The sequence below is a fragment of the Bradyrhizobium sp. MI1.11 genome (assembly GCF_055811255.1).
The window spans coordinates 55,759-67,890 of sequence record NZ_JBVVPM010000016.1 but is presented as its reverse complement, the minus strand read 5'-3'; the positions used below and the strand labels follow the sequence as shown (position 1 = coordinate 67,890).

The 12,132-nt window shown below is 60.8% G+C and carries 9 protein-coding genes and 2 pseudogenes; 8 read left to right on the top strand and 3 right to left on the bottom strand.

Translation table 11 applies throughout. The features are described 5' to 3' along the window. Window positions 1-345 precede the first annotated feature (345 nt). Window positions 346-711 (bottom strand): annotated as a pseudogene (locus AC0L30_RS17855) (hypothetical protein). A gap of 337 nt (window positions 712-1,048) precedes the next feature. Here AC0L30_RS17855 and AC0L30_RS17850 point away from each other — a divergent pair. From AC0L30_RS17850 to AC0L30_RS17820, 7 genes are all read left to right on the top strand, one after another. Then, entirely contained in the window at window positions 1,049-1,462 is a 414-nt protein-coding gene (locus AC0L30_RS17850; protein WP_473404832.1) for a cupin domain-containing protein, read from the top strand. 616 nt (window positions 1,463-2,078) lie between these two features. Then, window positions 2,079-2,951, top strand: a complete 873-nt coding sequence (locus AC0L30_RS17845) for a hypothetical protein (protein ID WP_473404831.1) — start codon at window positions 2,079-2,081, stop codon at window positions 2,949-2,951. Between the two features lie 38 nt (window positions 2,952-2,989). Next, on the top strand, window positions 2,990-3,322 hold the full coding sequence (locus AC0L30_RS17840) for a cupredoxin domain-containing protein (RefSeq protein ID WP_157158512.1): 333 nt from the start codon (window positions 2,990-2,992) through the stop codon (window positions 3,320-3,322). An 11-nt stretch (window positions 3,323-3,333) separates the two neighbouring features. Next, a complete protein-coding gene (locus AC0L30_RS17835; protein ID WP_009859410.1) occupies window positions 3,334-4,164 on the top strand; it encodes an FTR1 family iron permease in 831 nt (276 codons plus the stop codon). A 298-nt stretch (window positions 4,165-4,462) separates the two neighbouring features. Beyond that, window positions 4,463-5,497: a uroporphyrinogen decarboxylase gene (gene hemE / locus AC0L30_RS17830; protein ID WP_354201999.1), complete on the top strand. Its 1,035-nt coding sequence runs from the start codon at window positions 4,463-4,465 to the stop codon at window positions 5,495-5,497. 1,674 nt (window positions 5,498-7,171) lie between these two features. Beyond that, window positions 7,172-7,381 (top strand): hypothetical protein, encoded by a 210-nt coding sequence (locus tag AC0L30_RS17825; protein ID WP_473404830.1) that lies wholly within the window; start codon window positions 7,172-7,174, stop codon window positions 7,379-7,381. A gap of 362 nt (window positions 7,382-7,743) precedes the next feature. Next, window positions 7,744-8,286: a cytochrome b gene (locus AC0L30_RS17820; RefSeq protein WP_354202044.1), complete on the top strand. Its 543-nt coding sequence runs from the start codon at window positions 7,744-7,746 to the stop codon at window positions 8,284-8,286. Window positions 8,287-9,216: 930 nt separating this feature from the next. Here the strand turns inward: AC0L30_RS17820 and AC0L30_RS17815 are convergent. Beyond that, a complete protein-coding gene (locus AC0L30_RS17815) occupies window positions 9,217-9,618 on the bottom strand; it encodes a hypothetical protein (protein WP_354202001.1) in 402 nt (133 codons plus the stop codon). A 207-nt stretch (window positions 9,619-9,825) separates the two neighbouring features. On the opposite strand from AC0L30_RS17815, the pseudogene AC0L30_RS17810 reads away from it, so the two are divergent. Beyond that, window positions 9,826-10,667, top strand: a pseudogene (locus tag AC0L30_RS17810) (transposase). Between the two features lie 106 nt (window positions 10,668-10,773). Here AC0L30_RS17810 and AC0L30_RS17805 read toward each other — a convergent pair. After that, window positions 10,774-11,211, bottom strand: a complete 438-nt coding sequence (locus AC0L30_RS17805) for a hypothetical protein (protein WP_009859402.1) — start codon at window positions 11,209-11,211, stop codon at window positions 10,774-10,776. Window positions 11,212-12,132 lie beyond the last annotated feature (921 nt).

Genomic DNA, 12,132 nt, shown 5'->3' with positions numbered 1-12,132 from the left:
TGGATCAGTACAGCGATAACCCCAGTCAGCAGACCAGCTGGCACATCGGGCTCGGCGACCAGCTCTTCGGCGCCACGCCCGACCGGAGGGAGATCACGACCGCGACCCATTGCAAGGGGATTCTAGTCACGAACTGCTCAAGATTCGTCTGATACAATGGATTTCGGGCGAGTTAGCCGGCCACGGATCGCGCATTCCACGAGGAGAGACGGATGCGTTTCCCAGAACAGTTGGGAAAAATAGCCGCTCGGCAGACTGACGGTTGAGCGGAGTGTGACGGAATCGACAATTTGAGCGCCGCCCCCACGTTTATGATGCATGCGCCCTCGCGCGTTCACGGGCTTCTCAGCGACGCTGGCGACGTTCGCGTCGGCGCTTCGCTCGCTCTATCGGCTGCGGCAACGCAGGCACCGGCGCGCCAGCCGTTTCTGTTGGGTCCTTCTCAATCGCAGGGTCTTGGCTTCGGTGCGCCTCCATGCGTCGAGCACGGCTCGCCCTTTGGCAGTGACCCTCTAAGCGCCATTTTGACGCTCAACGAGGCCGTCCGAAAAGATGTCCAGTCCGGGCACGCGCGCGGCCAGTCGCTTGGTGCGCTCGGCCCACTCCGTCCGCTGGTGGCGAGGATCGCCACATGCGGTTGAGGTCCGCCACCACAGCGAACCTGTCCGGGTAGCTCACCAAGATCTTCAACACCGTCACCTGCAAGTTCAACCCGCACCTCGCCCGATCAAGGCCACGTGTGTCAGGGCTTTTCGGCCGGTCTCCCGCAGCTTGTCCGGTGTCGTTCGCCGGGTCTTTGCGGCTTCGAGGATCTTGCAGACCAAACTGGGTGCCGCAGGGGATCCACAATCAATCCCTGAAACGGAACTCTCCGCGACCGCGAAGAGACGTTCACGTGCTCCCGGCCACTATAACGCGCGGCTATCGACTTCATGGCGTGACGTCATTTCCCATACGCCGCGCGCAATCTCATGCTGACGAGTGTGAGCGGCAACTTACGTCGCCACTCCGAGACCCGAGCAAAGGGTCCACAATCAGGAGGCTACAAATGGCAGTGAAGCAGCCGGTTCTTACGCCGCCCCACGGCGGTGAGACGGTGACGTCGAGCGGGGGCTCAACGCACGAGATCAAGGTGGAGAGCAGCCAGACTGGAGGCGAATATGGCACCATCCTGTGGACGGTGCGGGCCGGGGAGGAGCCGCCGCTGCACACCCACTCGCACGAGGACGAGCTGCTCTTCGTTGTGGAGGGGCAGCTGATCGCGCGAGTCGGCGATGCCCGCATTGAGGTGGGGCAGGGCGCCTACGCGGCTCTTCCCCGCGGTGTGCCGCATACAATAGAGGTGGTCGGCGATCAGGCCATCCTGCTGCTCAGCTTCGTGCCGGGTGGGCTGGAGCGCTTCTTGGTCCCTCGCAAAGGCGAGCAGCTCGATCCGGCTGCTTTCGGCCTGACGTTCCCCTAGGGCGGGGACCGGCCGCGCGGAGCCCGCGGCCGTGCGCCCGCTCGGCCCGGCGACAGGCCGCGCGCGACCCGCGCCGGCCGAGTGCGCCAGCGGTCTCCCGGTTCAAACCAACTAGCGCGCGGAGCGGTGAAATGCGCTAATGCGCCTGGTCGTCTGCAAGAATCCCGCTGGCCGAAGAGTACACACGGGGGGACCGACAAGTCGGTCGCGCCGCTGGTGTCTTGCATATTCGTGGCAGCGTCGCCAAACACCCAAGAAAAAGCCGATAGCCGCCAATTGTCGGAATAGCAGAGGACGATGCAGTGGGACTGCGCCGGTTCGCATAGACAACGCGGAGCGGAGTTCAGATGCCTACGGGCATCATAACGCGGGGTTATCAACTTCACCGTGACGTCATTTCTCATTCGTCGCGCGGAACTCCATGCTTGGCCGGAACCTTTCTTATCCATCGCACACCGGCTTAGCGTGTTGACGCCCGCTTTTGAAGCATTCCAAATTAGCGGGACGGGAATCTCTTTGGATCGAGTGCTGTAATCCGCTAATCAATGCAGCCGAATAGGCTAGGGCCGACGGAATGCGCCAAACAATTGGACGTGTACGGCATTCGAGCGCGCTAATGGGCGCGTTCATTGTACTGATTGGTCTCAGCGGATTTGCGCGCGCTGGCGGCCCCGCCAGCTCGGATGCAAGCTCATGGCGCGAGATCGAGACAAAATACATTTTCGGATTTACCACCGGCTCAGGTATCGGGATTGAAGGCGAAAAGGAGTTCACGACCGACACGATCGGCCGGTTTGGCAAGCGCGGCGGACGCTACAGTGCGACGGAGACGAAGTACGAGTTCGAATTCACCCCGTCTCAATTTGTGCAAATCGAATTTGGGGCGCTTGGATCGACCCATGACATCCGGAATGCTACTGATCTCGACGACCGTCGCCAAGTTGCGTTCAGCGGCGGGTTTGGTGAATTCCGCTACCTTGCGCTTGAGCGGACGTCGAACAACCCGCTGTCGGTGACGCTTGCATTCGAACCGACGGTTCGACTAGTCGATGAGACAAGTGGTGAGCGGGTTCACAACTACGAATTCGAGACCACTCTGAATGCTGACCTCGAGCTGGTCAGAAACCGGCTCTTCGCCGGCTTCAATCTCCTGTATGAGCCTGAATACACCCACACCCTGCTTGACGAGACCATCCGAGAAACGAAGCTCGGCGGCTCCGCCGCGCTGTCGTTCCGCCTCACGCCGAACGTCCTCATCGGAGCGGAAGTCTGGTATCTGCGTCATTATGACGACTTCGCGCTCTCGGCCTTTACGGGTGATGCCGTGATGCTCGGTCCGACGCTCTTCGTGCGGTTTACGCCAAAGATGTTCATGACAGCGGCGTGGAATACGCAAGTATGGGGTCGCGAAGTCAGCAGTCCGTTCTCGCTCAATCTTGCCGAATTCCAGCGGAATCGCGCCAAACTCAAATTCGCCGTCGAGTTCTAATTCCCTCAAATCCAGGGCTCAGAATGTACGTTTTGACCATGAGCAGGAAGCTGGTCTTCGCAACGCTCTGTACGGCTATGCTGCCGTTCTCTACAGCATCGGCGCAGCAGGCGACCGAAATCCAGATCTCCTACTCCAACGGGCAGTTTCAGCCCCGCGAGGTGCGTGCCCCAGCAGACAAGCCTGTCCTATTCCGGATCAGGAATCTCGAGGGCAAGGCGATGGAGTTTGAAAGCACCTCACTAAGAGTGGAAAAGGTCGTAGCCGCCAAAAGCCAAGGTGTTATCAACGTCCGCCCTCTGAAGCCAGGACGCTATGAGTTCTACGACGATTTTAACGAGAGCGCGCGTGGCGTTCTTGTCGTCGAATAGGCCCACGTCTCGTGCTCGCCGCGCTCATAATCGTTTTCCGCGAGGTTTTCGAGGCTGGCCTCATCGTCGGCATCGTGCTCGCGGTCACGCGTGATGTCGTCCACCGCGGTCGCTGGATTGTCGGCGGCGTGCTAGCGGGAATCGGGGGAGCTTGTCTTGTCGCGGCATTTGCCGGCGGCTTATCGCAGCTGTTCGCAGGCATGGGACAGGAACTGTTCAACGCCGCCATCCTCGGAATCGCCGTCGTGATGTTGACCTGGCACAATGTGTGGATGGCGAGCCATGGCCGCGAGATTGCCCTCGAAATGCGCGCGGTTGGCCACGCGGTGGCCGAGGGCAGCAAGCCGCTAGGGGCACTGGCGGTTGTGGTCGGCGTCGCGGTGCTGCGCGAAGGCAGCGAGGTCGCGCTGTTTCTCTATGGGGTCGGGACCTCCGAAGGCGGCTCGGCCCTGGGCCTTACCTTCGGCGGCTGCCTCGGCCTGTTGCTCGGGGTCGCGGTTTGCCTGCTGACCTATTTGGGCCTGGTGCGGATTCCACCGCGCGCGTTGTTCGCAACGACGACTGTTTTGATCACCCTCCTGGCGGCGGGTTTGGCGGCGCAGGCCGTCGCCTTCCTGGAGCGGGCGAACTGGCTAACGTCGCTCGACAGCGTCGTGTGGGACTCGGGCTGGTTCTTATCCGAAGCCAGCATTCCTGGCCGCGCCTTGCACACGCTGATCGGCTATAGTGATCAACCGACGCAAATGCAGCTCATCGTCTACCTTGTAGTTATCGCGGTTACTGGTCTTCTGATGCGGCTGACCTCGCGGGTGCGCGGTGAGAACGCTATCGCACCAGCCTAATGAACGTGAGATGGGTTCAGGGCCCGGCGCTTACAATGTAGCTTCGCGCGCGGATAACTGGAAGTTAACGTGTTTCTGGAGGCCGCAACGGCTACATAGGCGCGTGGATGACGTTTACCCAGCCACCCACGACATTCCATGAAGCGGGCGAGGGAAGTTCTGGAAGGTCCAAGGAGTTACTCTTCAACGTGGCAAGCTGAGCCGAGTTGAAGCCCGGCATAGTCGCACCGCTCGTTCCCCTTTTCCGCTCGGGCCCTCGCCGGTGTATCAGGAACCTCAATCTGCAACAGGACGGTTCGTGCCCCAATCTCCGACCAAGCCTTTCAGCGACGTGCTCTCCGGCGAGCGACAGGCTATCCCGCCGGTCTGGATGATGCGGCAGGCCGGCCGTTACCTGCCGGAATATCGCGAGATCCGCGCCAAGGCCGGCGGCTTCCTCGATCTCTGCTTCAATCCGGAGCTGGCCGCCGAAGTCACGCTGCAACCGATCCGCCGGTTCGGCTTCGATGCGGCGATCATCTTCTCCGACATTCTGGTGATCCCCTACACGCTCGGCCGCTCGGTGCGGTTCGAGGTCGGCGAAGGCCCGCGGCTCGAGCCGCTGGATGATCCGGCGAAGGTCGGAACGCTCGCCACGCAGGCCGACTTCGGCAAGCTCGCGCCGGTGTTCGAGGCGCTCAGCATCGTGCGCGGGGCGCTCGATCCCAAGATTGCACTGATCGGCTTCTGCGGCGCCCCTTGGACGGTGGCGACCTACATGGTCGCGGGCCACGGCACGCCCGACCAGGCGCCGGCGCGGATGATGGCCTACCGGCATCCGGAGGCCTTTGCGAAAATCATCGACGTGCTGGTCGACAATTCGATCGAGTATCTGCTGGCGCAGCTCGCCGCAGGCGCCGATGTGTTGCAGATCTTCGACACCTGGGCCGGCGTGCTGCCACCCGCCGAATTCGCGCGCTGGTCGGTCGAACCGACGCGGCGCATCATCGAAGGCGTGCGCGCCAAGGTGCCGGACGCAAAGATCATCGGCTTCCCGCGTGGCGCTGGCGCGCAATTGCCTGGTTACGTCGAAGCCACCGGCGTCAACGCCGTCAGCATCGACTGGACCGCGGAGCCGGCCTTCATCCGTGAGCGCGTGCAATCACGCGTCGCCGTGCAGGGCAATCTCGATCCGCTGGTGCTGATCACGGGCGGCACAGCGCTCGACCGCGCGGTCGACAATGTGATGGCGACTTTTGCGCAAGGCCGCTTCATCTTCAATCTCGGCCACGGCATCCAGCCGGAGACGCCGATCGCCCACGTGGAGCAGATGCTGAGGCGCGTGCGGGGCTGAAGAGAGATTCTTCCTTGCGGAGCGTCCTTCGAGACGCCCGCTTGAGGCGAGCTCCTCAGATGAGGACTTGTTTTGCGGAGAAAAGGGCGCTGAAACACAAGACCCTCATGGTGAGGAGCGCCGCCTTACGGCGCGTCTTGAACCATGATGCCGTGGAAACCGACTGCCTTCACCGAAACGAACGCGAAACCAACGCCATGCAAGGTAGAAAGCATTGTAGGATTTCGTCTGGCATGGCCCTAAGACCCACAGTGACCAATGAACTCGCCGCGAGCGTAACCGCATAGGCAACAATTGTGTGTGTAACGAACCAGCTCCGCTGAGCTCGGCGGTTATTCGATCAACGTTCCGCATCCTCTCGGTTCAAGGTGCTCAAGGATATTCTCGGGTGCATGCGCGCTTCCGACCAGAAAATCTTTTCGTGCTCGGATGCTTCGAGCGACCCGCCACGCTCTAGGCGATCGAGTGCGTTCCTCCGCTGACAAGCGGGCGCCCCGCGGGATAGAACGCCCCGCTGCGGCCGGTTGGTGGCCCAGCTCGCAGTCGAACTGTAAACCAACGGGTTGCTACGAGCGCGCCGCCGAACTCGCTGTCCACCTGACTGAGATCGGGAGCCGAACAAACCTCCTTCCGGCCGTCGCAGTTTTTCAGCGCGAATCGAGCAAAGTGGAGCCGTCGACTCAAAGACGAACACCATAAACCTTCGTATCGTTCCGTGCCCCCTTATTGGTGTCCGATGATTACCTATGTCCGATTGAGCTGCTGGCCCCGATGGTCTTAGGCTGCATGTGTTGGAGCGCACACGAGTTTATGAAGTGCGATGAGGAAAAAAGAGGATCGAGGAACAACTGTACTAAAACCAGAAGGAGACTGCGATGCCCTATTGCTCCGAAACTCCTAAGTCTGGCAGAGCCGCGCGATGCGCAGTTTGTGACGGCAAGTTTGGTCTCGTCCGACACTATTCGTGGCGAACCGGGCTATGTTCCAAGAAATGCGTCGATCGCTTCAGAGCTCGCAGGGAAAGTGACCGCGACTGGGTAAGCTGGCTCCCGATCGCCTTCAACCAACTGCCAGAGAAACGGCCGGGGCCATCATGACGCTCCGGAGCTCGCAATGCGGCACTGTGTGCTTGGAAGCAGGGCGGACTTTGCTCCGCACGGCTCAAGCGGTGATTGACTCTGTGATTGCGGCCCGGCTCAAGTCCCTTGCCGACGACTACCAGTCGCAGGATGAAAACGTTCGCGTCTCGATCAACCCAACGGCATCGGCTCGATCGGTTGCCAACAACTGAGGTGAGTGGCGTGCATGACCTGACGGGCTGCTTCGTCGCTCGTCTTCGGAAGAAATCGAGGCGATCTTTCGAACGTCCGGCGCGCGACCCCGGTCACGAGCAGTTTTATTGAACCGCCCGCACGGCTTCAAAGTTGGAGCTCAGATGGTAGATCTGAATGAAATGAGTATGGTCATATCATAGCGAAGCTGATTCACGAGGCAGCTTTTCGGAGGGAATATGGGCGAAGTCATTGCGTTTGTCCCACAATCTGAGCGCGAGCGAGTTCGCCCGATTCGGGAGGCTCGCGCGATCCACGACAGTATCTTCCCGCCGGAGCGGCAGGACAAGGCACTGACAAGTCACCAAGTAGGCGGCACCCCTGGTGACGAGGGCGAGTTATCATGATCAAGATCATCGCCGTGCTCTGCAGTCTTTCCTCTCCGGCAAATTGCCACGAGCAAATTGTCACCAACTCGGACTTCGCCGAGGTCTCGATGCAGTCCTGCCTGATGGGCGCGCCGCAGCTCGCCGACTGGATGAATCAGCATCCGGCCGAGCGCTTGGCCGCATGGCGCTGCGTAACTGGAAGACGGGATGGCAGGGGCGCTTAGATTAGAAGGCGGCGTTCGCTGGCCGTCCTCCGAGAATCCGGCGAACATGCTTTCCGTCAATGCGGAGCGAAGACAACTACGCTGTGCGCTTATCACGCCAGTTGTGAGCACGACGGAACGAAGCTAATCGGCGGTTCTTTTTTTACGACCTCCCCTCCAATCTCCGCGGCCCTGGCGATGATCATCTCCCGCTTGCAGTCTGGGTTAAATATCACCAGAGGCTCAGACGCCCCATTTTGCGCCCCTGGGCAATGGGCCGGAGGTAAAGTTGATCGCCGGGGCAACCGGCCGGCTTACCACTGCCCAAATCTCTGGCTAGACGCCGCGACGGTTCACCAACCGTGTGGCGGGATCGGAGCGAGGTGATCGGCTTGCGCAGCAATTCCTCTCGCCACGGCGCCGGGGCCAAAGTCCTGCATTGGCTGACCGTCATGCTAGTTCTCGCCGCTTATGTGCTGAGCACCGGCGACGGCTATTCGCTCTATGCCGCGGCCGCGGACGGGCTCCGCAGGGTTCATGAGGCGCTTGGGGTTGTCCTGTTCATTGTCGTCGTGCTGCGGCTGCTATGGCGCTTGATCGAGACTACGCCCGCGAAGCAGCCGATGTTGCCATGGATGGCTGCGGCCGCAAAGCTCGTTCACTTCGCGCTTTACGCGCTCCTCATCGCAATTCCGGCAACCGCGGTGCTCGGCACTTGGCTGGAGGGGATTCCCGTCACCCTTCCCGGATTCGACATCGCCCCCCTGATCGCGAAGGCGCATGGACTTGGGCAGCTGATCATGAAAATACACACCACCCTCGGCAACGCCATCCTCTGGATTGCCGCTGTGCATACAGCCGCGGCTCTCTTCCACCACTTCTATTTGCGCGACGACGTTCTTCAATCGATGACTCCGGGCGCATGAATGATTGTCTTGCCGCTTAGATCAAGCCATGGCCGCGCAAGTAGAGAGATCATTTTGAAACCCCTACCGCCCGCAGCTAGATCGAGAGCGAATGCGTTTGACGGAACCTACCACGGTCACATTCGAGCAGTGACGCGTGCTGCGGGTGTGGACGCGGCTAATAACGTCAAACGGTCGCGCGATCTTTTCGGAGCGACAGGAGGGCGCCGACTCGGCCGTCACTCTGGTCTTGAGGACTAAATCGGCTTCGAATTGTAAGGGCAGGGCTGTTGCCTACGGTCCTGGGCGCTGGGTCAGAGCTCAGCGCTGGCGCGTATAACAGGCCGTCGTCCAGGCGCTTCGATCGGGTACGGAAAATTTTCTGAGCCAGACCCGACAGCAGAGTCAACGTGATCTTCAATCGCGATCTGGTGATTGAACCTAGCAGTGACGGAGAGTAAAATGAACATCGGCGCCGAAGAGAGCTGAGCCGGTGACAATGAGGGTAAAACGCTTCGGCTGCCGTTTATTGTCATCTAGAAAAAGTCCCGAACTGCCAAAGTGCGAGGGCCCTCATACCTTGTCTTAAACTCGCTCGTTACTCCGATGCCGGCCCGATTTACGGCGGTTCATCGGTCGCTTCGACGAGCGAGAAGGCAGACTCGAAACGGAGATGCATAGCCTCCGACGTGAGGAAAATTCACAAAGAGCCGCAACCTGAACTCCTGGAACATCTTCTGGGCGGGAAGACCGCGACCCACCCCGACGATCGGCCACGCTTGAGCCGGCCGCCTTTCCGGAGGAGGCGCTCGGGCGACGGGGTTGTGGTCGATGCATGCCTTCACGTGGCTGAATAGCTCGACGCTTAGCAAGCCGGCGCTGCTGCAGCATCCCGGGACTTGCATTCAAACGCGGCGCAAGGTTTGCTGCACGGCGCGGGGGGCCTCATGCCTAACCCGCTGTGCGCGTGTGCAATCCCGGACGCCTCACGACCGGCTCTTCAGGCGCGTCAAAGATTGACGTCGTGAGCAGGACAGCGGCAGCGAGGATCCAGTAATACGACGCGTCGAGCCAACCGAATTTGAGGGCAAAGGGTAGGATCACAAACACCACCCCAAGGGCGCGATCGAGCCGAAGGTGCAGCCAGTAGGGGATGATACGGACGAGACCGGTGGGATGGTCGGTTGCAGCGGCCAAGAGCAGCGCGGCAACACCTACGACAACGGAAAGCCACATCGCGAGTGGTTCGCTCTGGCCCAGGTTCAGCACGAATGGCGCTGCGATCAGGACGATCGCGGCGGGATAGTCGATCAGGTAAGCGTGGACAGATTTGGTTATGAAGCGGAACGACATCAGTGACTCCTACGTGCTTTGCTGCTCGTGCCGCCGTATGCCAGCAAGCACTCTGCACAATCGTCAAGGGTCAGCCCGTTAGACACACAGGAAACCTATGACAGTACGCCAAGCATTAGAAGTGCCTGGTCGTTATGGTTTCCATTCCACTCGCTCGGGGCACGCCGCCAGAGGCGTTCAGTTCGTGTGTCCGATGCCCACGAGGGCATGAAGGCCACCGTCGCAAATCTGCTTAAATCCGGCTGGCAGCGCTGCTGTTTCGACTTCATGCGCGATGCATTGGCGCATGCCGCAAGACCGGACGGCGCGTCGTCTCCACCTTCCAAACTGTTTGCCCGGGACGATGCCGAGGCTGCCAAGATGCAGTGGCGCGAGGTCGCCGATCAGTTCCGCCACAAGCTGCCGAAGCTTGCGCCTTTTCGAGGCGGCGGAGACCGACGTGCTCGCCTACACGACCTCCCGCCGCAGCACCGGACCAAGCTGCACTCCACCAACCCGATTGAGGCCTCAACGGCGTGATCAAGCGGCGCACCGAGGTGGCCGGCATCTTCCCCAACGAGAACGCCGTCGTTCGCCTCATCGGCGCGATCCTGCTCGAACAAAACGAAGAATGGGCGGTTCACTGTGCCCGTTATGACAATGGAAGCAGTCGCCGTTGCGCGATGATTCGAGCGTCAGCCTCACGGCTCTCGCCAGCTGACCTGCCCGGCTCTCGCCGGAAACGCGGTGATCCGCCGCCAGCTAAACCACACCACGGGACGCAATGGGCACATTGCGTTGCGCGGCATCGTAGCGGATCGTATTTCCACTTCGAAGGGCTCGCCGTGCTGGATAGGGATGCCGGGACCACACCAATCGATTTGCAGCACGGGTTTCGATCAACATTAAAGAAGGTGTGTGGGGTCTCCAACGGGGGTTATTGCTTCCAAACTGCTGCGCATCGCCGAATAACCGCTCAAACAGCGGCCACAGTGCCGGATGTTGAGCCGCGAATCGTTGATCTCGAACGCGAGCATCTACGGCACCACAGCGCCACTCTTGCATCTTGAGCGCCTGCTGGCGTAGCCCGCGCGACAGTCTGTCATCCCGCCGATCGCGGCAGTTCGAGCTCCGCAAGTAGCTTGCCCCCCAGCACAGAACATCGAGCATAGTCTGTCATTGGGTTTGCTCTTTTGACCCGGTAAGACGAACCGATCCCCGCCTGCGGGTCCGCATGTTGAGGTTCGCTCTCTGGGCGGCGCTCACCTCGGGCGCGTTGAGAGCTGAGGTCGTCAGCAAGACTGCTGCGGCGAAAACCCAGAAATAGCCGGCGTCTGGCCCAGTGACATGGAAAGCGGAGGGGGCATTGATGGAGATCACACCCAATGCGCGGTCCACCCATTGTAGCGAGGCACGGAGGACTCGGACGAGCGCCGTCGAGTGGTCCGTGAATGCCGACAGCAGCAGTGAGACGCGGGTCACCACCGAAAGCCACAGCGCGACGGGACTGCTCTTGCCTAGCTTGAGCAGGAATGGCGCAACAATTAAAACGACGGCGACAGGACAGTCGATTAGGTACGTGCGGATAGATTTTGTGATGAAGCGGAATGACATGGCGGAACTCCTGCATGCTGGGCTGCTAGATCGAGTTGTCGGGACATCGAAAATAGGGGCTTGTGATCTGGGCGACCCGTGCTGCCACCAAATATCGATAAGGCGTATAAAGAGCGTATTCCCGTCCGCGCGAGGTTAGAAATGTCGGATCGTTATCGTTTTCATTATCTCCAGCCGCCCGCTCTAAAGCTTTCAGACGCCAGGGCGCCCCGCGCGGTCGGTTAGACCAGCGCTCGAGTAGAAATCTCTTCCGCTCGAACGCTCCCGGGTTGCCACGCTAAGTCGTGCGAACGTAGCACCGGCGGGGCAGGGGCCTTCCATCCCATCGATTTTGAGCAAATCTCGTTCTGAACGCGTGTTCACAGTTGATCCAAAGTCGCACTCTTTTTGTCACCGGTCAGTTACTCCGGGCGCCGCCATCGTCGATCTGAAAACATCGCGTGAACTGCAACTTGCTCGAGGCAACCAGCGGGTCAGCCGCATGCCACACCGGCCACCGCGGGCGCAACGCCGCTAGCGACAGCCGTGGCGCCGGACCAGATGCCTACCGCACGGACTCTCTTGTCAGTGGGCAATCGCTGCTCGTGCACCGAAAGGCCGTCAGGCAGGATCAAGCCTTCGCCCAAACCTTGCAGTGACCGGCCGACGATGAGCCGGCGCGGAGCCAACCACGGTGGCGCCGAGGCGTGGAGATCGGCCCCGCGAGGACGGCCCGCGCAGTTCGGCGTTCATCAACCAGTGCACTTGGAACGGCGACAGGGCCATGTCCGCCAATCGCCGCGAGGGGACCATGATGACGGCGCTCCTGACGAACATAAGGCAGTTGCCCACGCTGCATGCGGAGAGCACGTTTGTGCTGTGCCCGACGGCCTAGGCTTTTAGAGCGGCAGGCGGTGGTCGGCCGGCATCAGGGACGCGCTG